Genomic DNA, 24385 nt, shown 5'->3' with positions numbered 1-24385 from the left:
TTTGCCGTTACGCACCACGCCTTCAGTAGCGGAGCAGGAAGGACATCTGATGGAAATGGAAGCCACGCAAGCACCTTAAAATCACCATCATACACTAAATCAGTAAGTTGGCAGCATTACCTGATGATTGTTCAGGTTGGGCGCATGCAGTCAGCAGTAATGTGGCGGTAATTAGTGACACTATGACGACCAGACTCCTGTTGGTCTTCATTGGGATTTCCTTGAGCTACTCAGTTTGTTGACAAAGTGTTCGTTGTTTTTGCCGGATGCGGCGTGAACGCCTTATCCGGCCTACAAAATCTCGTAAATTCAATATATTGCACCATCCTCGTAGGCCTGATAAGCGTAGCGCATCAGGCAATTCTGTGTTTGTCATACGTAAAAAAGGGCGATCTTCCGACCGCCCTTTTTCTTATTTAATGTGTTTACGCGTTTTTCAGAACTTCGCTAACAATCTCAACCGCTTCTTTCTCAATCTGCTTGCGATGTTCTTCACCGAGGAAGCTTTCGCAGTAGATCTTATATGCGTCTTCCGTGCCTGACGGACGCGCGGCGAACCAGCCGTTGTCAGTCATCACTTTCAGACCGCCGATAGAAGCACCATTGCCCGGTGCCGCCGTCAGGCGCGCGGTGATCGGGTCGCCTGCCAGGGTGCTGGCGCTCACCATTTCCGGAGACAGCTTAGACAGCGCCGCTTTTTGTGCGGAAGTCGCAGCTGCCTGCAAACGGTTGTAGCTCGGCGCACCAAAGCGTTTTGCCAGTTCGTTGTAGTGTTCCTGCGGGTTCTTACCGGTGACAGCGGTGATTTCCGCCGCCAGCAGACACATGATGATGCCGTCTTTGTCGGTGGACCACGGCGTGCCGTCGAAACGCAGGAAGGAAGCCCCTGCGCTCTCTTCGCCGCCAAAGCCGAAGCTGCCGTCGAACAGACCATCAACAAACCATTTGAAACCTACCGGGACTTCTACCAGCTTGCGGCCCAAGTCATTGACCACACGGTCGATCATCGCAGAAGAAACCAGCGTTTTACCGACAGCAACATCTTTGCCCCACTGCGGACGATGCTGGAACAGGTAGTTGATCGCCACCGCCAGGTAGTGGTTCGGATTCATCAAACCTGCCGGAGTGACGATACCGTGACGGTCATAATCCGGGTCGTTAGCAAACGCCAGATCGAACTTATCACGCAGTGCCAGCAGGCCCGCCATCGCACACTCGGAGGAGCAGTCCATACGGATCGCGCCGTCTTTATCAAGGTGCATAAAGCGGAAGGTTTGATCGACCTGATCGTTAACGATGGTCAGGTTGAGGTTGTAATACTCGCCAATACGCTTCCAGTATTCGATACCGGAACCGCCCAGCGGATCAACGCCCAGCGTCAGGCCCGCTTTCTGAATCGCCGCCATATCAACGATATCGGCCAGACCTTCCACAAACGGCTGCACCAGATCCTGCTCTTTCACATGACCGGATGCCATCGCTTCGTCGAGGGAGATACGCTTCACGCCTTTCAGGCCATCGGCCAGCAGTGCGTTGGCCCTGTCTTCCACCACTTTGGTGACGTTGGTATCAGCCGGGCCACCATTTGGCGGATTGTACTTGATACCACCATCTTCCGGCGGGTTATGGGACGGTGTAATCACGATACCGTCTGCCAGCGGACCACCTTTTTTATTGTGAACCAGGATGGCATTGGAAACGGCAGGCGTTGGAGTGAAGCCATTGTTTTCCTGCACAATGACATCAACGCCGTTCGCTGCCAGCACTTCCAGTACGGAAATGAACGCAGGCTCGGACAGGGCGTGAGTATCTTTACCCACATAGCAAGGGCCAGTGATGCCGTTTTTCGCACGTTCTTCAGCAATTGCCTGAGCGATCGCCAGAATGTGCGGCTCGTTAAAGCTGTGGCGCGCTGCACTGCCACGGTGACCGGAAGTACCGAATTTCACCGCGTGCTCCGCATTCCCTGCTTCTGGTTTCAGTACATAATATTGCGCCGTCAGTTGGGCGACGTTAATCAAATCACTCTGTTGTGCAGGTTGGCCTGCACGATTGTGGATTGCCATTGCTTTGTCCTTTGTCTGCAACGTTTTAGATAGTTCCGCAAACCTTCTCAATCAATTCCGCCGGGAATTGCATCGACTGCATGATGTGTTCGATCATGCTGCATTTACGGCCGGTGTTGGTGTTGGTGATCACCCAATACGGCGTGCCTGGCACATGTTTCGGCTTGGTCTGATTACCATTTTTCAGCAGCGTTTGTTCATCTGCCGCAAAGTAAACGCGTGTACGACCGTGCAACGATTCCGTTGCTTCGGCAAACGCCTGGGCGTCAAGAGAATATAGTGTAGACAACAGCAGCATAAAGCGATTGACCGCTCGCTTTTGCTCTGCGTATTCGTCAGAAAGCAGAAGTTCACGCATTGCGCGAACCTTGTCTTTAATCGTTTTGACCGGCTTCGCTTCGACGATAGCAGGTGACGCACGCGAACCTCTTTCGTCACCGGAGCAGCAGGCTGTGATGCGGCGGAAAATTTCAACATACGCCGTAAAATGTCGGATGCGCTCTCGCCGATATGCTTAGTGTGGCTGGCAATATAGCTGTAGAGTTCATCATCAACTTCAATCGTTTTCATCTTAATCCAGTGCAGTGTCTTAGCTGAATACAAGTCGCCAAGAGTATATGAATAAATCCCGGCAGCGGATAGCGTCAAGCCTGGCTTGCAGAAAAACTCGGAATAAACCTTATTTGTTGCAGCCCTGTGGCACAATGGTCAACATAATACCCTAACACGACAACGCGAAAAAAAGAACTTTGCCATGAAATTGAATATCCGCGCGCAAACTGCACAAAACCAGCACAATAATTCTCCCATCGTTCTTGTCCATGGTCTGTTTGGTAGCCTCGACAACCTTGGCGTACTGGCTCGCGATCTGGTAAACGATCACAATATCATCCAGGTTGATATGCGTAACCACGGTCTTTCACCGAGAGATCCGGTAATGAATTACCCGGCGATGGCGCAGGATCTTGTTGATACTCTGGATGCACAGCAGATCGACAAAGCAACATTTATCGGTCACTCCATGGGCGGTAAAGCGGTAATGGCACTTACGGCACTGGCCCGCGATCGCATCGATAAACTGGTGGCGATCGATATCGCACCGGTCGACTATCACGTACGCCGTCATGATGAGATTTTCGCGGCTATCAACGCGGTCAGTGAATCGGACGCACAAACTCGCCAGCAAGCAGCAGCAATAATGCGCCAGCATCTTAATGAAGAAGGGGTGATTCAGTTTCTGTTGAAATCTTTTGTTGACGGGGAGTGGCGCTTTAACGTGCCGGTATTGTGGGATCAGTATCCGCATATTGTGGGTTGGGAGAAAATCCCGGCATGGGATCACCCTGCCCTGTTTATCCCTAGCGGCAATTCTCCGTATGTTAGCGAGCAGTACCGTGATGATTTACTGGCACAATTTCCACAGGCACGGGCGCATGTGATTGCAGGCGCGGGTCACTGGGTCCATGCTGAAAAACCGGATGCGGTATTACGCGCTATCCGTCGCTATCTCAATGATTAACGCAACTGATTAAAAACCCAGCGTCCGCGTCGCTTTCCGCGCGTGGGCGTTGGCGTGACTCATCGCGCTGATGTATTATGGCGCGCTATCCATCCGGGCAGAGGCCTGGCTGATTGTTTCCCCCGAAGTCACCAAGATCATGGCCAAAGAACAAACGGACCGTACGACATTAGATCTGTTCGCGCACGAGCGTCGACCGGGACGACCGAAAACTAATCCGCTTTCGCGCGATGAACAGCTGCGTATTAATAAACGCAACCAGCTAAAACGCGACAAAGTACGTGGCCTTAAGCGTGTCGAACTGAAGCTGAACGCGGAAGCTGTCGAGGCGCTGAACGAGCTGGCGGAGTCGCGCAATATGAGCCGTAGCGAACTGATCGAAGAGATGTTAATGCAGCAACTGGCGGCGCTGCGTAGTCAGGGCATCGTTTAAATTTCCACTTTCATGTAGCACAGTGTGCAGTCCTGCTCGTTTGCTGATTCCGCAAGACTGCCTGTTCTGCTATGATTGCCTTTATCCGTGGGCAATTCCCCCCCCCATTTCAATAAGTTTCAAGAGGTTATTTCACTCATGGCTATCACTGGCATCTTTTTCGGCAGCGACACCGGTAATACCGAAAATATCGCAAAAATGATTCAAAAACAGCTTGGTAAAGACGTTGCCGATGTCCATGACATTGCAAAAAGCAGCAAAGAAGATCTGGAAGCTTATGACATTCTGCTGCTGGGCATCCCAACCTGGTATTATGGCGAAGCGCAGTGTGACTGGGATGACTTCTTCCCGACTCTCGAAGAGATTGATTTCAACGGCAAACTGGTTGCGCTGTTTGGTTGTGGTGACCAGGAAGATTACGCCGAATATTTCTGCGACGCATTGGGCACCATCCGCGACATCATTGAACCGCGCGGTGCAACGATCGTTGGTCACTGGCCAACTGCGGGCTATCATTTCGAAGCATCAAAAGGTCTGGCTGATGACGACCACTTTGTCGGTCTGGCTATCGACGAAGACCGTCAGCCGGAACTGACCGCTGAACGTGTAGAAAAATGGGTTAAACAGATTTCTGAAGAGTTGCATCTCGACGAAATTCTCAATGCCTGATGTGATGCGGCGTAGACTCATGTCTACGCCGTATTAATAGATAATGCCAATCAAAATAATTGCTACAAATTTGTAACTTTGCTGTTGTACCTGTACAATGTCCCGGTGTTCAAGTGGCCTTGCCGTTGTAAATGTAAGCTGTGCCACGTTTTTATTAACAATATTTGCCAGGGACTTGTGGTTTTCATTTAGGCGTGGCAATTCTATAATGATACGCATTATCTCAAGAGCAAATTCTGTCACTTCTTCTAATGAAGTGAACCGCTTAGTAACAGGACAGATTCCGCATGACTGATAACAATACCGCCCTAAAGAAAGCTGGCCTGAAAGTAACGCTTCCTCGTTTAAAAATCCTGGAAGTTCTTCAGGAGCCGGACAACCATCACGTCAGTGCGGAAGATTTATACAAACGTCTGATCGATATGGGTGAAGAAATTGGTCTGGCTACGGTATATCGCGTACTGAACCAGTTTGACGACGCTGGTATCGTCACCCGCCACAATTTTGAAGGCGGTAAATCCGTATTTGAACTGACACAGCAACATCACCACGATCACCTGATCTGCCTCGACTGCGGCAAGGTTATCGAATTTAGTGATGATTCCATCGAAGCGCGTCAGCGTGAAATTGCCGCAAAACATGGCATTCGCCTGACTAACCACAGTCTCTATCTTTACGGTCACTGTGCCGAAGGCGATTGCCGCGAAGATGAACATGCGCACGAAGGCAAATAAGCCAGCCTGAATGAGAAAAAGCCAACCTGCGGGTTGGCTTTTTTATGCAAGGGAAATAAGAAAAGCGAGAGTTACAGCTCTCACTTATTTGTTATTACTGCGAATTTCCTGCCAAACTTTATCACAATCGGCTTTCACCGCCTGATCATTTCCGGTTTGCGTTGCACGCAGACACTGCTGATAATCCAGTACGCGGACACTTTCCTGGTCGGCAAAATGCTGATGTTGTTTCTCTTTCTTCAGCACGTTTAACACGCTCTGGCAGGCTTCAATTTTTTCTGGCGAACCTTGTGCGGTGTTGATACAGGCGCTGTATGCCTCTTTCAGACGACTGTCTTCCTGTGGCGCGGTTGATTGCGCACAAGCTACCAGCCCCGATGCCATTATGGCGATGAGAATCAGTTTTTTCATAGCAAATTCCTCAAACGTGCGGCAGGCACAAACCTGCAGTCGGGCATCAGAAGATGGTGAATGGTGCGATTACCATAAATTTCACGTCACGCTCATCCTGGAAGATGTTGCCGTAACCACCGCCCCAGCTTGGGATGTCGGAGTGGTTGTCGTATTCGGTGAAGTGCAGTTTGAACATCGTGCCTTTGGCGCGACCGTCCTGAATGGTGTAGACCGCATCCAGGCTGTATGCAGACTCTTCAATAGTCCGGTTTTTGTCGTAGTACGCATCCGGATTGCTCTGCCAGGTCGCAGGTTTAGCATCCCATGCGTAAACGTAGGAAGCGCCGATGGCGAAGCCTGGAAGATTCCAGTTTTTCAGGTCATACATCGCACCGAAGAAGACCGCTTTTTCGCCGTTAGCGTTGAAGTCGGAACGGTTATCCCACCAGATATCCAGGCGGCCGTTGGAGGAAGCGTAGGTTGGAGTCATACGTTGCAGGAAGTATCCCTGCTGACCGTCAGCCTTAACCCAGGTGCCTTCGAGGCGCAAATCCACTACGTCAGCCGCCCGGTAACCAAAGGTCAACGCTTGCAGCCAGGCGGTGCCGTCATAAAGGTCGTTGACGCTGCGATCGTCAACTTTATCGCGCGTACCATAGAACTGGTAGCTGGTGGTTAACGGGCTACCGGCGATATCAAATTTGTAGCTGGCTTTGGCAAAATATTGATCGATATACCCTTCCGCCTGACCAAATGCCGCTTCCAGTACGAAGTTATTTTTGAAGTCGTATTTCGCCCCAAGGGAGTGCAGATAATCAACTTTGGTGGTTTTATCGTTCTGATAAAACTCATCCATTTCCAGATGCCACGGCGCTTTGTATTCGTTGGTCCACATGTAGGAGAAACTCAACGCACCAGCATCGCCGTAATCAAAATTCGCCCCGGCTTCCGCCCCCTGATAAGTACCTGGCATAAAGCTCCAGTGCGGCGCTAACAGCGTTTGACCAGTTGGCTGAATGTAACCTGCCCTCGCCCAAACCGGACCGTATTTAAATTTGGCCGCAGCTTTATACAGGCTTATACCGCTTTTGTCGCCGGACCAGTCTTCGTCATAGGCTTTATTACTTTTTGAAAACGCGATTTCGTTCGGGTGGGAGCTGTCGCCGTTTTCCGCCATTTCAATCGCCGTAAACACAGCAATATCAAGGCCGAACATATCAGCAGCATAACCGGACTGAAAATCGAGGTTGGCATTCCAGGTGGAGTGAGAAAGGTTGGTTTTGTATTTGTCGCCGTCGGTAACATCTTTACGGTCGCGTTCACGCTGCCAGTAATATATACCGCCGGTTAAGGTTGAATCGTCGATGAATCCTTCGGCGCGAGCCTCCGGCATTGCCATAAAGCCCGACATTGCTGTAACACCGGCGATAGCCAGCGCCAGCGTACTACGTTTGCCACTAAACGTACGCATGGGTTAATCCTCTTTGACGTATAAATTGCTGCACCAAAGGTGAACAGCGAAAAAAATAAAAATTAAAAAAGTAGCATTGAGAAAAGTCTCGCTGACTACAGGAATAGACTATTTTTCGCGACGCGAATTATCAATCTCTTTCTGTAACCAGAATGTAAGAACATGAGCAACCGCACATATTTTGATGATTTTTGTTACAAGGCTTAAGTTTGCGGTTGAAAGGCTTGCAGAAGAATAAAAGCGTAAATTTCCAGCAAGATGAAAGCGGTTACATTTTATTTAATTATGGTTTGTGATTTTAAATTTATTTTATGGATAAATTGCGAAGCGGAATTAATTCGCGAAGAAAAGCAGAAAAAACGCCGCAGAGTACGGCGTTTGGGATTGTTTGCTATTTCTTGCCGGATGCGACGTAAATGCCTCACCCGGCCTGGTAGAACTTAAAATTACTCGCCTACTTTCGCCCAGGTATCACGCAGCCCAACGGTGCGGTTAAATACCGGTTTTTCCGCTGTGGAATGGCGGCTGTCGAGGCAGAAGTAACCTTCACGCTCAAACTGGAATGCTTTACCCGCAACCGCATCTTTCAGCGACGGTTCAGCAAAGCCCTGTTTGATCACCAGCGATTCCGGGTTAATCACCGACAGGAAATCATCCGCAGCACCTGGGTTAGGCACGCTGAACAGACGGTCGTACAGACGGATTTCAACCGGCAGCGCATGTGCCGCGCTCACCCAGTGAATAACACCTTTGACTTTACGACCATCTGCCGGATCTTTGCTTAAGGTGTCGGCGTCATAAGTACAGAAGATGGTGGTGATATTGCCTTCGGCATCTTTCTCCACGCGTTCTGCCTTAATGACGTAAGCATTACGCAGACGCACTTCTTTACCCAGCACCAGACGTTTGTACTGCTTGTTAGCTTCTTCGCGGAAATCGGCGCGATCGATCCAAATCTCACCGCTAAACGGCACCTGGCGGCTACCCATTTCCGGTTTGTTCGGATGGTTCGGCATGGTAACCATTTCGCCTTCGCCCTGATAGTTTTCGATAACCAGTTTCACCGGATCGATAACCGCCATTGCGCGCGGGGCGTTTTCGTTGAGATCTTCACGGATGCAGGATTCCAGCGACGCCATCTCAATGGTGTTGTCCTGCTTGGTCACGCCGATGCGTTTGCAGAACTCACGAATAGAAGCAGCAGTGTAACCACGACGACGCAGACCGGAAATGGTCGGCATACGCGGGTCATCCCAGCCTTCAACGTGCTTGTCGGTCACCAGCAGGTTCAGCTTACGCTTGGACATCACAGTGTATTCCAGATTCAGGCGCGAGAATTCGTACTGGCGCGGGTGAACAGGAATGGTGATGTTGTCCAGCACCCAGTCGTACAGGCGACGGTTGTCCTGGAACTCAAGCGTACACAGAGAGTGCGTAATACCTTCCAGGGCATCGCTGATGCAGTGGGTGAAGTCGTACATCGGGTAGATGCACCACTTGTTGCCAGTCTGGTGGTGTTCAGCAAATTTAATGCGGTACAGCACCGGATCGCGCATCACGATAAACGGTGAAGCCATGTCGATTTTCGCACGCAGGCAGGCTTTACCTTCTTCAAAACCACCGGCACGCATTTTTTCGAACAGCGCCAGGTTCTCTTCAACGCTGCGGTCGCGGTACGGGCTGTTTTTACCCGGTTGCGTCAGGGTGCCGCGGTATTCGCGGATCTGTTCCGGCGTCAGTTCATCAACGTACGCCAGGCCTTTATTGATCAGTTCGATCGCATAGGCGTGGAGCTGATCAAAATAATCGGAGGAGTAACGGACGTTACCAGACCAGTGAAAACCTAACCACTCTACGTCGTTTTTGATCGACTCAACATACTCGATATCTTCTTTTACCGGGTTAGTGTCGTCGAAACGCAGGTTGCACTGGCCTTTATAGTCCTGGGCGATCCCGAAGTTCAGGCAGATAGATTTCGCATGGCCAATATGCAGATAGCCATTCGGCTCCGGCGGGAAACGGGTGTGTACTGTGGTGTGCTTACCACTGGCCAGATCTTCATCGATGATCTGACGGATAAAGTTAGTCGGGCGGGCTTCTGCCTCACTCATCGTGGATTCCTCAAAGCGTAAACAACGTATAACGGCGTATGATCTTATAAGCGGGACAGGCTGACAACTGTTAGTTTTTTAAAATTGATAATCTAACAAGGATTATGGGGATGATTGATGAAAAAAAAAGCGGCAGAGAAGATCTCCACCGCTTGTCATTGTTGGATGCGACGCTCAAGCGTCGCATCAGGCATAAAGCAGATTACTTTTTGATTTCATACAGCGGTGTTTGACCCGCCACAACATGGCCCTGAGCTTTAATGATCAAGCCACTGAAATCGTCGATATTGCTGCAAACCACCGGGCTAATCATCGAGCGGGCGTTAGCGTTCAGGTAATCCAGATCCATTTCCAGAATCGGTTGCCCTGCGCTTACCTGCGCACCCTCTTCCACCAGACGTTTAAAGCCTTTACCTTCCAGCGCTACGGTGTCGATACCCATATGGACGACGATCTCCGCGCCTTTTTCGGTTTCCAGGCAGAACGCGTGGTTGGTGTTGAAGATTTTCACGATTGTCCCTGCGGCTGGTGATACGACGATTTTATCTGTCGGTTTCACCGCCACACCGTCACCCACCGCTTTGCTGGCGAATGCTTCGTCAGGAACCTGATCCAGTGCCACGACATCACCGGTAATCGGCGATACCAGCTCCGCGATAGATACCGCGTTTGGTACAGCCTGCGGTTTTGCTACAGGCGCGGCAGTTGACGGAGTTGCTTCAGCTGACGCAGCGGCTACCGGACCACGGGCAACGACTTTCTTCATCGCATCGCCGATGGATTCTGCTTTCGCGCCAACAATCACCTGAATAGTCTGTTTGTTCAGTTTCACTACACCAGAAGCACCCAGACGTTTACACATCGTATCGTTGACGCGGGCAGAGTCAGCCACGGTCAGGCGCAGACGGGTGATACAGGCGTCAATTGCTTTCAGGTTGTCAGTGCCACCAACCGCAGCAATATAGTTGGTCGCCAGTTGATTGAGGCCTTCTTCAGTGTTGCTGTTGGCTTCTTCAGTAACGATCTCGTCTTCTTTATCTTCACGACCCGGCGTTTTCAGGTTGAACATGCGGATAACCAAACTGAACACCACGAAGTAGATAGCGAAGAAGACAACACCCATCACCAGCAGCATCCAGACGTTCTGGCTGGCGGCCGGCAGATTATACATCAACGCGTAGTCGATAGCCCCCGCAGAGAAAGAGAAGCCAGCATGGATACCCAGCAGTGTTGCCACAAACAGGCTGATACCGGTCAGCAGTGCGTGCAGGAGGTACAGCAGCGGTGCAAGGAACATGAACAGGAATTCCAGCGGCTCAGTCACACCGGTCAGGAACGCAGTAACAGCAACAGAAAGCAGCATCCCGCCAACCATCGGACGACGCTCTTTCGGTGCTGCGAAGTACATCGCCAGCGCCGCACCCGGCAGACCGAACATCATAATCGGGAAGAAGCCGGACATGAACATCCCCGCGGTGCCGTCACCGGCATAGAAGCGGTTGATATCACCGTGGAAAACCGTACCCGCCGCGTTGGTGAATTCACCAATCTGGAACCAGGCGATGGTGTTCAGCACCTGATGCAGACCGGTTGGGATCAGCAGACGGTTGATGAAACCAAAGATACCGGAACCCAGCGCGCCCGCAGAAACGATCCACTCGCCTCCTGCATGGATAGCGTGCTGTACCGGCGGCCAGACGTAACCAAAAATGGCCGCCAGCACCAGGCAGAAGAAGCCGGTGGCAATCGGCACAAAGCGTTTGCCGCCGAAGAAGCTCAGGAAGTCCGGCAGTTTAATATCGGACCAACGGTTATAGGCTGCGCCACCAACCAGACCGGTAATGATACCCGCCAGTACACCCATGTTTATTTCTGGGTTGATGGTCACCATCGCTTTGGTTAACACAAAGTAACCTACCGCACCCGCCAGCGCCGCCGCACCTGCGCTGTCTTTCGACCAGCTGGATGCCACACCGATGGCGAAGATTAATGCGAGGTTATCAAAAATCGCACCGCCCGCCTGGGCAATAAACGCAACGTTAAGTAAATCTGGCTGACCGAATCGCAGCAACAGTGCCGCCACCGGCAGCACCGCGATAGGGAGCTGTAACGCCCTACCGAGTCGCTGGAAAAAACCTAAAATATTCATCTTATTCCCCCTACGAGAACCCTATTTGGCTCGTTTAAAGCCGTATTTTTATTTTGCTGCAAATTGTACTGCCGATGTTCTGTAATCAGATTGTTAGATCATCTGCTACAGAGTGTGTGAAAATTTAATTCGTATCGCAAATTAAACGCGTGTCTTTTGTGAGTTTTGTCACCAAATATCGTTATCATCACTCCCTTTTACTGGCTAAACCAGAAAACTTATTTTATCATTCAAAAAAATCAGGTCGATTGACGCCTGTCTGCGCAAATCCAGGTTACGCTTAAAGATGCCTAATCCGCCAACGGCTTACATTTTACTTATTGAGGTGAATAATGAGACTGATCCCCCTGACTACCGCTGAACAGGTCGGCAAATGGGCTGCTCGCCATATCGTCAATCGTATCAATGCGTTCAAACCGACTGCCGATCGTCCGTTTGTTCTGGGCCTGCCAACTGGCGGCACGCCGATGACCACCTATAAAGCGTTAGTCGAAATGCATAAAGCAGGCCAGGTCAGCTTTAAGCACGTTGTCACCTTCAACATGGACGAATATGTCGGTCTGCCGAAAGAGCATCCGGAAAGCTACTACAGCTTTATGCACCGTAATTTCTTCGATCACGTTGATATTCCAGCAGAAAACATCAACCTTCTCAACGGCAACGCCCCGGATATCGACGCCGAATGCCGCCAGTATGAAGAAAAAATCCGTTCTTACGGAAAAATTCATCTGTTTATGGGCGGTGTAGGTAACGACGGCCATATTGCATTTAACGAACCGGCGTCTTCTCTGGCTTCTCGTACTCGTATCAAAACCCTGACTCATGACACTCGCGTCGCGAACTCTCGTTTCTTTGATAACGATGTCAATCAGGTGCCAAAATATGCCCTGACTGTCGGTGTTGGTACATTGCTGGATGCCGAAGAAGTGATGATTCTGGTGCTGGGTAGCCAGAAAGCACTGGCACTGCAGGCTGCAGTTGAAGGTTGCGTGAACCACATGTGGACCATCAGCTGTCTGCAACTGCATCCAAAAGCGATCATGGTGTGCGATGAACCTTCCACCATGGAGCTGAAAGTTAAGACTTTAAGATATTTCAATGAATTAGAAGCAGAAAATATCAAAGGTCTGTAATTGTTATCCCTGCCCTGGCTCCTTGCTCAGGGCAATATTTTTTAAAATCGGGGGTCAGAATGTATGCATTAACCCAGGGCCGGATCTTTACCGGCCACGAATTTCTTGATGACCACGCGGTTGTTATCGCTGATGGCCTGATTAAAAGCGTCTGTCCGGTAGCGGAACTGCCGCCAGAGATCGAACAACGTTCACTGAACGGGGCCATTCTCTCCCCCGGTTTTATCGATGTGCAGTTAAACGGCTGCGGCGGCGTACAGTTTAACGACACCGCTGAAGCGGTCAGCGTGGAAACGCTGGAAATCATGCAGAAAGCCAATGAGAAATCAGGCTGTACTAACTATCTGCCGACGCTTATCACCACCAGCGATGAGCTGATGAAACAGGGCGTGCGCGTTATGCGCGAGTACCTGGCAAGACATCCGAATCAGGCGTTAGGTCTGCATCTGGAAGGTCCGTGGCTGAATCTGGTAAAAAAAGGCACCCATAATCCGAATTTTGTGCGTAAGCCTGATGCCGCGCTGGTCGATTTCCTGTGTGAAAACGCCGACGTCATTACCAAAGTGACCCTGGCACCGGAAATGGTTCCTGCGGAAGTCATCAGCAAACTGGCAAATGCCGGGATTGTGGTTTCTGCCGGTCACTCCAACGCGACGTTGAAAGAAGCGAAAGCCGGTTTCCGCGCGGGGATTACCTTTGCCACCCATCTGTACAACGCGATGCCGTATATTACCGGTCGTGAACCGGGCCTGGCGGGCGCGATCCTCGACGAAGCTGACATTTATTGCGGTATTATCGCTGATGGCCTGCATGTTGATTACGCCAACATTCGTAACGCTAAACGCCTTAAAGGCGACAAACTGTGTCTGGTTACCGACGCCACCGCGCCAGCAGGTGCCAACATTGAACAGTTCATTTTTGCGGGTAAAACAATATACTACCGTAACGGACTTTGTGTGGATGAGAACGGTACGTTAAGCGGTTCATCCTTAACCATGATTGAAGGCGTGCGTAATCTGGTCGAACATTGCGGTATCGCACTGGATGAAGTGCTGCGTATGGCGACGCTCTATCCGGCGCGTGCGATTGGCGTTGAGAAACGTCTCGGCACACTCGCCGCAGGTAAAGTAGCCAACCTGACCGCATTCACACCTGATTTTAAAATCACCAAGACCATCGTTAACGGTAACGAGGTCGTAACTCAATAAGAGAAAGTATGACACCAGGCGGACAAGCTCAGATAGGTAATGTTGATCTCGTAAAACAGCTTAACAGCGCGGCGGTTTATCGCCTGATTGACCAGTACGGGCCAATCTCGCGGATTCAGATTGCCGAGCAAAGCCAGCTTGCCCCCGCCAGCGTAACCAAAATTACGCGTCAGCTTATCGAACGCGGGCTGATCAAAGAAGTTGATCAGCAGGCCTCCACCGGGGGCCGCCGCGCTATCTCCATCGTCACCGAAACCCGCAATTTCCACGCAATCGGCGTACGGCTTGGTCGTCACGACGCCACCATCACCCTGTTTGATCTCAGCAGCAAAGTGCTGGCAGAAGAACATTACCCGCTGCCGGAACGTACCCAGCAAACGCTGGAACATGCCCTGTTGAATGCCATTGCTCAGTTTATTGATAGCTACCAGCGCAAACTGCGCGAGCTGATCGCGATTTCGGTGATCCTGCCAGGGCTTGTTGACCCGGACAGCGGCAAAATTCATTACATGCCGCATATTCAGGTAGAAAACTGGGGGCTGGTAGAAGCTCTGGAAGAACGTTTTAAAGTGACCTGTTTCGTTGGTCACGATATCCGTAGTCTGGCGCTGGCGGAGCACTACTTCGGTGCAAGTCAGGATTGCGAAGACTCCATTCTGGTGCGTGTCCATCGCGGAACCGGGGCCGGGATTATCTCTAACGGGCGCATTTTTATTGGCCGCAACGGTAACGTCGGTGAAATTGGCCATATTCAGGTCGAACCGCTGGGTGAACGCTGCCACTGCGGCAACTTTGGCTGCCTGGAAACTATCGCCGCCAACGCTGCCATTGAACAACGGGTGTTGAATCTGTTAAAGCAGGGCTACCAGAGCCGCGTGCCGCTGGACGACTGCACCATCAAAACTATCTGCAAAGCCGCGAACAAAGGCGATAGTCTGGCGTCGGAAGTAATTGAGTATGTCGGTCGTCATCTGGGTAAAACCATCGCCATTGCTATCAACTTATTTAATCCGCAAAAAATTGTTATTGCCGGTGAAATCACCGAAGCCGATAAAGTGCTGCTCCCTGCTATTGAAAGCTGCATTAATACCCAGGCGCTGAAGGCGTTTCGCACTAATCTGCCGGTGGTACGTTCTGAGCTGGATCACCGCTCGGCAATCGGCGCTTTTGCGCTGGTAAAACGCGCCATGCTCAACGGTATTTTGCTCCAGCATTTGCTGGAAAATTAATGTGCTTTTATAGTGGCGCTTATTGTTGTCAATATTCTGGGTAGTCCATGACCATTAAAAATGTAATTTGCGATATCGACGGCGTGCTGATGCACGATAACGTCGCCGTACCGGGTGCAGCGGAATTTTTGCACGGGATTATGGATAAAGGCCTGCCGCTGGTGTTGCTGACCAACTATCCTTCGCAGACTGGGCAAGATCTGGCGAACCGCTTTGCCACCGCAGGTGTCGATGTACCTGACAGCGTGTTTTATACCTCTGCGATGGCGACTGCCGATTTCCTGCGTCGCCAGGAAGGCAAGAAAGCGTATGTGGTGGGCGAAGGCGCACTGATTCATGAACTGTACAAAGCCGGTTTCACTATTACCGATGTGAACCCTGATTTCGTGATTGTTGGCGAAACGCGTTCCTACAACTGGGACATGATGCATAAAGCAGCCTATTTCGTCGCTAACGGTGCACGTTTTATCGCCACCAATCCGGACACCCACGGGCGCGGTTTTTATCCCGCGTGTGGCGCGTTGTGTGCAGGCATCGAAAAAATCTCCGGGCGTAAACCGTTCTATGTTGGTAAACCGAGTCCGTGGATCATCCGCGCGGCATTAAACAAAATGCAGGCGCATTCGGAAGAAACGGTGATTGTCGGCGATAACCTGCGTACCGATATTCTGGCGGGCTTCCAGGCAGGTCTGGAAACGATTCTGGTGCTTTCTGGTGTTTCATCGCTCGACGATATCGACAGTATGCCGTTCCGCCCAAGCTGGATTTACCCGTCGGTCGCTAAAATCGACGTTATCTGAATAGCAACCACTCCGCGGACGTGGTTGGCTCTGATGACAAACGCCAAACTGCCTGATGCGCTACGCTTATCAGGCCTACGCAGCTCCTGCAATATATTGAATTTTCATGCTTTTGTAGGCCGGATAAGGCGTTCACGCCGCATCCGGCATGAACAAATTGCACTTTGTCAGCAATTTGGCCCCCGTAAAATATAAACATTCAATAAAACCCGCTAAAAATTATCGATTCATCAATAAATATATCCTCACACCAGACCTTTTTTCACCAATCGACAATCACCATTACGTTTTTTATTTTTTCACCGCCAAATCGCTTGCGCACAGTGCTGCTTTGCGGCATTTTTTTAAACAAGCAAACACAACAAGCAACAAATACCAGGTTAACGGAGAAGGTTATGTGTTCAATTTTTGGCGTATTCGATATCAAAACAGACGCAGTTGAGCTGCGTAAGAAAGCACTCGAGCTGTCACGCCTGATGCGTCATCGTGGCCCGGACTGGTCCGGTATTTATGCCAGCGATAACGCCATTCTCGCTCACGAACGTCTGTCAATTGTTGACGTTAACGCGGGGGCGCAACCTCTCTACAACCAACAAAAAACCCACGTACTGGCGGTAAACGGTGAAATCTACAACCACCAGGCATTGCGCGCTGAATATGGCGATCGTTATCAGTTCCAGACAGGGTCTGACTGTGAAGTGATCCTCGCGCTGTATCAGGAAAAAGGGCCGGAATTTCTCGACGACTTGCAGGGCATGTTTGCCTTTGCCCTGTACGACAGCGAAAAAGATGCCTACCTGATTGGTCGCGACCATCTGGGGATCATCCCACTGTATATGGGCTATGACGAACACGGTCAGCTGTATGTGACCTCAGAAATGAAATCGCTGGTGCCAGTTTGCCGCACGATTAAAGAGTTCCCGGCGGGGAGCTATTTGTGGAGCCAGGACGGCGAAATCCGTTCTTATTATCATCGCGACTGGTTCGACTTTGATGCAGTGAAAGATAACGTGACCGACAAAAACGAGCTGCGTCAGGCTCTGGAAGATTCCGTTAAAAGCCATCTGATGTCTGATGTGCCTTACGGTGTGCTGCTTTCTGGTGGTCTGGATTCCTCAATTATTTCCGCTATCACCAAGAAATACGCAGCCCGTCGCGTGGAAGATCAGGAACGCTCTGAAGCCTGGTGGCCGCAGTTACACTCCTTTGCTGTAGGTCTGCCGGGTTCACCGGATCTTAAAGCAGCCCAGGAAGTGGCAAACCATCTGGGCACGGTGCATCACGAAATTCACTTCACTGTACAGGAAGGTCTGGATGCCATCCGCGACGTGATTTACCACATCGAAACTTATGATGTGACCACTATTCGCGCTTCAACACCGATGTATTTAATGTCGCGTAAGATCAAGGCGATGGGCATTAAAATGGTGCTGTCCGGTGAAGGTTCTGATGAAGTGTTTGGCGGTTATCTTTACTTCCATAAAGCGCCCAACGCTAAAGAACTGCATGAAGAGACGGTGCGTAAACTGCTGGCCCTGCATATGTATGACTGCGCGCGCGCCAACAAAGCGATGTCAGCCTGGGGCGTGGAAGCACGCGTTCCGTTCCTCGACAAAAAATTCCTTGATGTGGCGATGCGCATTAACCCGCAGGATAAAATGTGCGGTAACGGCAAAATGGAAAAACACATCCTGCGTGAATGTTTTGAGTCATACCTGCCCGCAAGCGTGGCCTGGCGGCAGAAAGAGCAGTTCTCCGATGGCGTCGGTTACAGTTGGATCGACACCCTGAAAGAAGTGGCGGCGCAGCAGGTTTCTAATCAGCAACTGGAAACTGCCCGCTTCCGCTTCCCGTACAACACGCCAACCTCAAAAGAAGCGTATCTGTACCGGGAGATCTTTGAAGAACTGTTCCCGCTTCCGAGCGCCGCTGAGTGCGTGCCTGGCGGTCCTTCCGTCGCGTGTTCTTCCGCTAAAGCGATCGAATGGGATGAAGCGTTCAAGAAAATGGACGATCCATCTGGTCGTGCGGTTGGTGTTCACCAGTCGGCATATAAGTAAGAAATGCGAAACAGCCCCGGTGAAATCCGGGGCTGTTTCAGTTATTGAGGTGCTTGTTGATTCTGATATGCAGTAAGGAAATGTTCCGGGTTTGCCACATCACTGTTTGACAACTCATCACTGTAGGCCAGTATTTCATAGATTAATTTCCCACCACTATTGTTGAATTCCGAATTTCATCCTGTACGACAAAAGAATGGCTGTAGGGTGGGGAAAAAACACAAAGTAAACAATAATTGACGAATATAGCGCCACGCTGTTCGCAACCTAACCAAACAGTCACTTTCGAGCAATTTTCCTTGAAAAAGAGGTTGACGCTGCAAGGCTCTATACGCATAATGCGCCCCGCAACGCCGATAAGGTATCGCGAAAAAAAAGATGGCTACGTAGCTCAGTTGGTTAGAGCACATCACTCATAATGATGGGGTCACAGGTTCGAATCCCGTCGTAGCCACCATCTTTTTTGCGGGAGTGGCGAAATTGGTAGACGCACCAGATTTAGGTTCTGGCGCCGCAAGGTGTGCGAGTTCAAGTCTCGCCTCCCGCACCATTCACCAGAAAGCGTTGTACGGATGGGGTATCGCCAAGCGGTAAGGCACCGGTTTTTGATACCGGCATTCCCTGGTTCGAATCCAGGTACCCCAGCCATCGAAGAAACAATCTGGCTACGTAGCTCAGTTGGTTAGAGCACATCACTCATAATGATGGGGTCACAGGTTCGAATCCCGTCGTAGCCACCAAATTCTGAATGTGTCGAATACGTTCGGCAAATTCAAAAACCAATTTGTTGGGGTATCGCCAAGCGGTAAGGCACCGGATTCTGATTCCGGCATTCCGAGGTTCGAATCCTCGTACCCCAGCCACATTAAAAAAGCTCGCTTCGGCGAGCTTTTTGCTTTTCTGCGTTCATTCAATGTCGAATGCGATGTTGACACGTCTTATCCTTCAATGTCGGATGCGACGCTGCCGCGTCTTATCCGACCTACGGTTGGCACGCATCCGGCAATGTTGTAAGGCTACAACCCTAACGCATATTTCAGCGCCTGACGTTTCAACACGCCAGCACGCTCTGCCGCCATTAACCCGAGATTACGCACAAAACGCAGCGGCGGCAGATTATTACTGAATCCGGCATAAAACAGATCCATACCACTTTGCATAATGAAGTTATCCGCCATGCGCCGCATCTGGTAACGCTTGAGGACAGGATAACTGGCCCACGCTTCACCGTAACTGCGGGCATTCACCAGAACATCAATCAGGGCATCGACATCACGATAACCAAGATTCACCCCCTGCCCCGCCAGCGGATGGATGGTATGCGCGGCATCGCCCACCAGCGCAAGCCCCGGCTGCACATACTGCAACGCATGTCGGCGCGTCAGCGGAAACGCACCAGCGGCAAGCGGTGTAACGTAACCCAGACGCGACGGGAAATGCTTCGCGATTTCCGCCTGGAGTTGCGCCATATTCATATTCTGCAACTGGCGAATACGCGCCGGAGAGTCATACCACACCAGCGATGCCCAGTTATCAAACAACGGCAGAAACGCACGCGGTCCGTCCGGGGTAAATTGCTGCCAGGTGCTGTCGCCGGGATCGTTCTCACACTGTACGCTAATCAACATGCACGACTGCGCATACTGCCAGGCATGAACGCCAATTCCCGCCATCTGCCGCACCTGAGAATTTGCGCCGTCGGCACCAATCACCAGTTTCGCGCGGATCGTTTCACCGCCCTTCAGTTCCAGCTCCTGAAGATCATTATCTCGATGTAATGCAATCAGCGAGCCTGGCACACGTAACGTTACTTTCGGATGCGCTTCCAGCGCCTGCCACAGCGCCTGTTGCAGGACGGTGTTTTCCACCATATAGCCAAGCAACGGTAGCTTAAGTTCAGCGGCGTCAAACACCACATGCGCCGTTTCCCACTCCCACGTTTCCAGTCTGCGGTAAGGATGGCAACGCATAGCCTGTACTGCATCCCAGACCCCTAACCCTTTAAGCAATGATACCGATGCGGCGCTGATCGCCGAGATCCGCACGTCCGGTTGGCTATCAGCGACAAACGGTGCAGGTTCTGCGTGCTCGATCACCGTTACCGAAAATCCGTGCTGTGCCAGCCCCAGCGCCAGCGCGCCGCCGACCATTCCTCCGCCGACAATGGCAATTTCCGTTGGTTGATTTGTCATGGTCAATCATCCTGTTAGCAATATGCTTTAAGTTTACAGGATTTTTACCCCCAAGGGCTGATAACGCTCATACTGGCCACAACGGCAGCAAAGCATTACACTATGCGCCCTGCATTCCTGGCTACTATTTCGCAAGAGCAAGTCGATGACCAAAAAACTCCATATTAAAACCTGGGGCTGTCAGATGAACGAGTACGATTCATCGAAGATGGCCGATCTGCTGGATGCCACCCACGGCTATCAACTGACCGACGTGGCGGAAGAAGCGGATGTGCTGCTGCTGAACACCTGCTCAATCCGCGAGAAGGCTCAGGAAAAAGTCTTCCATCAGTTGGGTCGCTGGAAACTGTTAAAAGAGAAGAATCCAGACCTGATTATCGGCGTCGGTGGCTGCGTGGCATCGCAAGAAGGCGAGCACATTCGCCAGCGCGCCCACTATGTCGATATTATTTTTGGGCCGCAAACGCTGCACCGTCTGCCGGAGATGATCAACTCCGTGCGCGGCGACCGCAGCCCGGTTGTAGATATCAGCTTCCCGGAAATCGAGAAGTTTGACCGTCTACCGGAACCGCGCGCCGAAGGGCCGACCGCGTTTGTCTCCATCATGGAAGGCTGCAATAAATATTGCACCTACTGCGTGGTGCCTTACACCCGTGGTGAAGAGGTAAGCCGTCCGTCTGACGATATTCTGTTTGAGATTGCCCAGCTTGCGGCTCAGGGCGTGCGTGAAGTCAACCTGCTCGGTCAGAACGTGAACGCCTGGCGTGGTGAAAACTACGACGGCTCCACCGGATCGTTTGCCGATCTGCTGCGTCTGGTTGCTGCGATCGACGGGATCGATCGTATTCGCTTTACCACCAGCCATCCGATCGAATTCACCGACGATATCATCGAAGTGTATCGCGACACGCCGGAGCTGGTGAGCTTCCTGCATCTGCCGGTACAGAGCGGTTCCGATCGCATTCTGAACCTGATGGGCCGTACTCATACGGCACTGGAGTACAAAGCGATCATCCGTAAACTGCGTGCGGCGCGTCCAGATATTCAGATCAGTTCTGATTTCATCGTTGGCTTCCCTGGCGAAACCACCGAAGACTTCGAGAAAACGATGAAGCTGATTGCCGACGTCAATTTCGACATGAGCTACAGCTTTATCTTCTCTGCACGTCCGGGTACACCAGCCGCCGATATGGTTGATGATGTTCCGGAAGAAGAGAAGAAGCAGCGTCTGTATATTCTGCAAGAACGTATCAATCAGCAAGCGATGGCATGGAGCCGCCGGATGCTCGGCACCACCCAGCGTATTCTGGTAGAAGGGACTTCGCGTAAGAGCATCATGGAGCTTTCCGGGCGTACCGAAAATAACCGCGTGGTCAACTTCGAGGGCACACCGGATATGATCGGTAAATTCGTCGATGTAGAAATTACCGACGTCTACCCGAACTCTCTGCGCGGTAAAGTGGTGCGTACTGAAGATGAAATGGGCCTGCGCGTGGCAGAAACACCGGAATCGGTGATTGCCCGTACCCGCAAAGAAAACGACCTTGGCGTGGGTTATTATCAGCCGTAATTCTCAGGCCCGCCGTTCCGGTGGGCCTTGTTTTTTCTCTCTTTATCCCCATCTTTATCGCAATGCTTGCGCCTTTTTCCTGTGGCGTGAATAATTTCCTTATAGGCCGGTGAATGTTCAGCTTCCGGCGGCATACAGATAAGAGGAACGGTTTGAACATAGACACTCGCGAAATCACCCTGGAGCCAGCAGACAACGCGCGTCTGTTGAGCCTGTGCGGCCCGTTTGATGACAACATCAAGCAGCTCGAACGCCGTCTCGGCATCGAGATCAATCGCCGCGACAACCACTTTAAACTGACCGGCCGTCCGATTTGCGTCACCGCTGCGGCAGACATTCTGCGTAGCCTGTATGTCGATACAGCCCCGATGCGCGGTCAGATTCAGGATATCGAACCGGAACAGATCCACCTTACGATTAAAGAAGCGCGAGTACTGGAGCAAAGTGCGGAGAGCGTGCCGGAGTACGGCAAAGCGGTCAATATCAAAACCAAACGCGGCGTAATTAAGCCGCGCACGCCAAACCAGGCGCAGTACATCGCCAATATTCTCGACCATGACATTACCTTCGGCGTTGGCCCGGCGGGTACGGGTAAAACCTACCTGGCAGTGGCTGCGGCAGTTGATGCCCTGGAGCGTCAGGAGATTCGCCGTATTCTGCTGACTCGTCCGGCGGTCGAAGCCGGTGAGAAACTGGGCTTCCTGCCTGGCGATTTAAGCCAGAAAGTAGACCCGTATCTGCGCCCACTGTACGACGCGCTGTTTGAAATGCTGGGCTTTGAGAAAGTTGAGAAACTGATTGAGCGCAACGTTATTGAAGTCGCGCCGCTGGCCTATATGCGTGGTCGTACGCTGAACGACGCGTTTATCATTCTCGATGAGAGCCAGAACACCACCATCGAACAGATGAAGATGTTCCTGACCCGTATCGGTTTTAACTCAAAAGCGGTTATCACCGGCGACGTCACACAGATCGACCTGCCGCGTAATACTAAATCAGGCTTACGTCACGCCATCGAAGTACTGGCCGATGTCGAAGAGATCAGCTTTAACTTCTTCCACAGCGAAGACGTGGTTCGTCACCCTGTGGTGGCGCGTATCGTTAACGCCTATGAAGCCTGGGAAGAAGCCGAACAAAAACGAAAAGCGGCGCTGGCGGCAGAACGCAAGCGCGAAGAACAGGAACAAAAATGAGTCAGGTGATCCTCGATTTACAACTGGCATGTGAAGATAATTCCGGGTTACCGGAAGAGAGCCAGTTTCAAACATGGCTGAATGCGGTGATCCCGCAGTTTCAGGAAGAATCGGAAGTGACTATTCGCGTGGTCGATACCGCCGAAAGCCACAGTCTGAATCTGACCTATCGCGGTAAGGATAAGCCGACCAACGTGCTCTCCTTCCCGTTTGAAGTGCCGCCTGGCATGGAAATGTCGCTACTGGGCGATCTGGTTATCTGCCGTCAGGTGGTTGAGAAGGAAGCTCAGGAGCAAGGCAAACCACTGGAGGCGCACTGGGCGCATATGGTGGTGCACGGCAGTCTGCATTTGTTAGGTTACGATCACATCGAAGATGACGAAGCAGAAGAAATGGAAGCCCTCGAAACAAAGATTATGCTTGCTCTGGGCTATGAGGATCCGTACATTGCCGAGAAAGAATAATTTGCCAGGCATTTGACTGGCAGACGTCCCCGCCGTTGGTGATTAACGACGGCGTTTTGATTAACTAACATGAGAACCCATACGACGCCATGAGCGACGACAATTCACACAGTAGTGACACGATAAGCAACAAGAAGGGATTTTTCTCCCTGTTACTCAGCCAACTTTTCCACGGTGAACCGAAAAACCGTGACGAACTGCTGGCGCTGATCCGTGATTCCGGGCAGAACGACCTTATCGACGAAGATACGCGCGATATGCTCGAAGGGGTGATGGACATCGCAGACCAACGCGTTCGCGACATCATGATCCCCCGCTCCCAGATGATTACCCTGAAACGCAACCAGACGCTGGACGAATGCCTTGATGTCATCATCGAGTCCGCCCACTCACGTTTCCCGGTGATTAGCGAAGACAAAGATCACATTGAAGGGATTCTGATGGCGAAAGACTTGCTGCCGTTTATGCGCAGCGATGCTGAAGCCTTCAGCATGGACAAAGTGTTACGTCAGGCGGTTGTCGTTCCTGAAAGTAAGCGCGTAGACCGGATGCTGAAAGAGTTTCGCTCTCAGCGTTACCACATGGCGATCGTCATTGACGAATTCGGTGGGGTTTCCGGTCTGGTGACCATTGAAGACATCCTGGAACTGATTGTTGGTGAGATTGAAGACGAATATGACGAAGAAGATGATATCGACTTCCGTCAGCTGAGTCGTCATACCTGGACCGTGCGCGCACTGGCTTCCATTGAAGACTTCAACGAAGCGTTCGGCACCCACTTTAGCGATGAAGAAGTCGACACTATCGGTGGTCTGGTGATGCAGGCGTTTGGGCATCTTCCGGCGCGTGGCGAAACTATCGACATCGACGGTTACCAGTTCAAAGTGGCGATGGCCGACAGTCGACGTATTATTCAGGTTCATGTCAAAATCCCGGATGACTCACCCCAGCCGAAGCTGGATGAATAAAACCGAAACTGGATAGATAACTA

The 24385-nt window shown here is 51.4% G+C and carries 22 protein-coding genes, 5 tRNA genes and 2 pseudogenes; 20 read left to right on the top strand and 9 right to left on the bottom strand.

What is annotated here, in order from left to right; all coding sequences use genetic code 11:
- The 4 genes and pseudogenes from BFF42_RS01915 to seqA all read right to left on the bottom strand — a co-directional run.
- The coding region (locus BFF42_RS01915; protein ID WP_129927876.1) for an IS1 family transposase at nucleotides 1-66 on the bottom strand (66 nt) is incomplete at its 3' end.
- Nucleotides 67-121: 55 nt separating this feature from the next.
- Nucleotides 122-211 (bottom strand): annotated as a pseudogene (locus tag BFF42_RS27480) (hypothetical protein); the annotation flags it as partial.
- 214 nt (nucleotides 212-425) lie between these two features.
- Nucleotides 426-2066, bottom strand: coding sequence for a phosphoglucomutase (alpha-D-glucose-1,6-bisphosphate-dependent) (gene pgm / locus BFF42_RS01910; protein WP_001297249.1), 1641 nt, complete (start codon nucleotides 2064-2066; stop codon nucleotides 426-428).
- A gap of 25 nt (nucleotides 2067-2091) precedes the next feature.
- Nucleotides 2092-2636: pseudogene (seqA, locus tag BFF42_RS01905) on the bottom strand (replication initiation negative regulator SeqA).
- 184 nt (nucleotides 2637-2820) lie between these two features.
- Here seqA and ybfF point away from each other — a divergent pair.
- The 5 genes from ybfF to fur all read left to right on the top strand — a co-directional run bounded on the left by ybfF (nucleotide 2821) and on the right by fur (nucleotide 5421).
- Entirely contained in the window at nucleotides 2821-3585 is a 765-nt protein-coding gene (gene ybfF, locus BFF42_RS01900; RefSeq protein WP_000773287.1) for an esterase, read from the top strand.
- 139 nt (nucleotides 3586-3724) lie between these two features.
- Nucleotides 3725-4018: a LexA regulated protein gene (gene ybfE / locus BFF42_RS01895; RefSeq protein ID WP_001300829.1), complete on the top strand. Its 294-nt coding sequence runs from the start codon at nucleotides 3725-3727 to the stop codon at nucleotides 4016-4018.
- A 138-nt stretch (nucleotides 4019-4156) separates the two neighbouring features.
- The gene (fldA, locus tag BFF42_RS01890) at nucleotides 4157-4687 is read left to right on the top strand and encodes a flavodoxin FldA (RefSeq protein WP_001018618.1); all 531 of its coding nucleotides are present in this window, start codon (nucleotides 4157-4159) and stop codon (nucleotides 4685-4687) included.
- 208 nt (nucleotides 4688-4895) lie between these two features.
- The gene (gene uof, locus BFF42_RS01885) at nucleotides 4896-4982 is read left to right on the top strand and encodes a fur leader peptide (protein ID WP_001406816.1); all 87 of its coding nucleotides are present in this window, start codon (nucleotides 4896-4898) and stop codon (nucleotides 4980-4982) included.
- The gene (fur, locus tag BFF42_RS01880; protein WP_000131702.1) at nucleotides 4975-5421 is read left to right on the top strand and encodes a ferric iron uptake transcriptional regulator; all 447 of its coding nucleotides are present in this window, start codon (nucleotides 4975-4977) and stop codon (nucleotides 5419-5421) included. The genes uof and fur overlap by 8 nt, the downstream gene beginning before the upstream one ends.
- 84 nt (nucleotides 5422-5505) lie before the next feature.
- On the opposite strand, the gene BFF42_RS01875 is transcribed toward fur, so the two are convergent.
- The 3 genes from BFF42_RS01875 to glnS form a co-directional block, all read right to left on the bottom strand.
- The gene (locus tag BFF42_RS01875; protein ID WP_000733572.1) at nucleotides 5506-5832 is read right to left on the bottom strand and encodes a ChiQ/YbfN family lipoprotein; all 327 of its coding nucleotides are present in this window, start codon (nucleotides 5830-5832) and stop codon (nucleotides 5506-5508) included.
- A 46-nt stretch (nucleotides 5833-5878) separates the two neighbouring features.
- Nucleotides 5879-7285, bottom strand: a complete 1407-nt coding sequence (gene chiP, locus BFF42_RS01870) for a chitoporin ChiP (RefSeq protein WP_001258854.1) — start codon at nucleotides 7283-7285, stop codon at nucleotides 5879-5881.
- Between the two features lie 446 nt (nucleotides 7286-7731).
- Entirely contained in the window at nucleotides 7732-9396 is a 1665-nt protein-coding gene (glnS, locus tag BFF42_RS01865; RefSeq protein ID WP_001287154.1) for a glutamine--tRNA ligase, read from the bottom strand.
- 110 nt (nucleotides 9397-9506) lie between these two features.
- Here glnS and BFF42_RS28085 point away from each other — a divergent pair, with 110 nt between their 5' ends.
- Nucleotides 9507-9629, top strand: a complete 123-nt coding sequence (locus tag BFF42_RS28085) for a hypothetical protein (RefSeq protein ID WP_001297734.1) — start codon at nucleotides 9507-9509, stop codon at nucleotides 9627-9629.
- Here BFF42_RS28085 and nagE read toward each other — a convergent pair.
- On the bottom strand, nucleotides 9599-11545 hold the full coding sequence (gene nagE / locus BFF42_RS01860) for a PTS N-acetyl glucosamine transporter subunit IIABC (protein WP_001023109.1): 1947 nt from the start codon (nucleotides 11543-11545) through the stop codon (nucleotides 9599-9601). The two genes, BFF42_RS28085 and nagE, sit on opposite strands and share 31 nt — an antisense overlap.
- Before the next feature lie 332 nt (nucleotides 11546-11877).
- On the opposite strand from nagE, the gene nagB reads away from it, so the two are divergent.
- From nagB to BFF42_RS01810, 10 genes are all read left to right on the top strand, one after another.
- Nucleotides 11878-12678 (top strand): glucosamine-6-phosphate deaminase, encoded by an 801-nt coding sequence (nagB, locus tag BFF42_RS01855; RefSeq protein ID WP_001237072.1) that lies wholly within the window; start codon nucleotides 11878-11880, stop codon nucleotides 12676-12678.
- A 59-nt stretch (nucleotides 12679-12737) separates the two neighbouring features.
- Nucleotides 12738-13886, top strand: a complete 1149-nt coding sequence (nagA, locus tag BFF42_RS01850) for an N-acetylglucosamine-6-phosphate deacetylase (protein ID WP_000271168.1) — start codon at nucleotides 12738-12740, stop codon at nucleotides 13884-13886.
- Between the two features lie 8 nt (nucleotides 13887-13894).
- Nucleotides 13895-15115, top strand: coding sequence for a DNA-binding transcriptional regulator NagC (nagC, locus tag BFF42_RS01845; protein WP_000187594.1), 1221 nt, complete (start codon nucleotides 13895-13897; stop codon nucleotides 15113-15115).
- 47 nt (nucleotides 15116-15162) lie between these two features.
- Nucleotides 15163-15915, top strand: coding sequence for a ribonucleotide monophosphatase NagD (gene nagD, locus BFF42_RS01840; RefSeq protein ID WP_039059070.1), 753 nt, complete (start codon nucleotides 15163-15165; stop codon nucleotides 15913-15915).
- Nucleotides 15916-16310: 395 nt separating this feature from the next.
- Complete coding sequence (asnB, locus tag BFF42_RS01835; RefSeq protein WP_000337092.1) at nucleotides 16311-17975, top strand: asparagine synthase B; 1665 nt, start codon at nucleotides 16311-16313, stop codon at nucleotides 17973-17975.
- A gap of 380 nt (nucleotides 17976-18355) precedes the next feature.
- Nucleotides 18356-18432 (top strand) — tRNA-Met (locus tag BFF42_RS01830).
- Nucleotides 18433-18440: 8 nt separating this feature from the next.
- Nucleotides 18441-18525: transfer RNA gene (locus tag BFF42_RS01825), tRNA-Leu, on the top strand.
- Nucleotides 18526-18548: 23 nt separating this feature from the next.
- Nucleotides 18549-18623 (top strand) — tRNA-Gln (locus BFF42_RS01820).
- A 15-nt stretch (nucleotides 18624-18638) separates the two neighbouring features.
- Nucleotides 18639-18715 (top strand) — tRNA-Met (locus BFF42_RS01815).
- A 48-nt stretch (nucleotides 18716-18763) separates the two neighbouring features.
- Nucleotides 18764-18838: transfer RNA gene (locus tag BFF42_RS01810), tRNA-Gln, on the top strand.
- A 153-nt stretch (nucleotides 18839-18991) separates the two neighbouring features.
- Here the strand turns inward: BFF42_RS01810 and ubiF are convergent.
- Nucleotides 18992-20167 carry a 3-demethoxyubiquinol 3-hydroxylase gene (ubiF, locus tag BFF42_RS01805; protein WP_000184583.1) on the bottom strand — a complete coding sequence of 392 codons (1176 nt, stop codon included), beginning with the start codon at nucleotides 20165-20167 and terminating at the stop codon, nucleotides 18992-18994.
- Between the two features lie 145 nt (nucleotides 20168-20312).
- On the opposite strand from ubiF, the gene miaB reads away from it, so the two are divergent.
- The 4 genes from miaB to corC all read left to right on the top strand — a co-directional run bounded on the left by miaB (nucleotide 20313) and on the right by corC (nucleotide 24362).
- Nucleotides 20313-21737: a tRNA (N6-isopentenyl adenosine(37)-C2)-methylthiotransferase MiaB gene (miaB, locus tag BFF42_RS01800; RefSeq protein WP_000162733.1), complete on the top strand. Its 1425-nt coding sequence runs from the start codon at nucleotides 20313-20315 to the stop codon at nucleotides 21735-21737.
- 152 nt (nucleotides 21738-21889) lie between these two features.
- On the top strand, nucleotides 21890-22930 hold the full coding sequence (locus BFF42_RS01795) for a PhoH family protein (protein ID WP_004981284.1): 1041 nt from the start codon (nucleotides 21890-21892) through the stop codon (nucleotides 22928-22930).
- The gene (gene ybeY / locus BFF42_RS01790) at nucleotides 22927-23394 is read left to right on the top strand and encodes an rRNA maturation RNase YbeY (RefSeq protein ID WP_000084470.1); all 468 of its coding nucleotides are present in this window, start codon (nucleotides 22927-22929) and stop codon (nucleotides 23392-23394) included. Before BFF42_RS01795 ends, ybeY begins: the two co-directional genes overlap by 4 nt.
- 89 nt (nucleotides 23395-23483) lie before the next feature.
- Nucleotides 23484-24362: a CNNM family magnesium/cobalt transport protein CorC gene (corC, locus tag BFF42_RS01785; protein ID WP_001278605.1), complete on the top strand. Its 879-nt coding sequence runs from the start codon at nucleotides 23484-23486 to the stop codon at nucleotides 24360-24362.
- The last annotated feature ends 23 nt before the right edge of the window (nucleotides 24363-24385 follow it).

The organism is Shigella sp. FC1661 (genome assembly GCF_001712525.1).
Lineage (GTDB): Bacteria > Pseudomonadota > Gammaproteobacteria > Enterobacterales > Enterobacteriaceae > Escherichia > Escherichia coli.
This window is presented reverse-complemented; position numbering and strand designations above follow the sequence as displayed.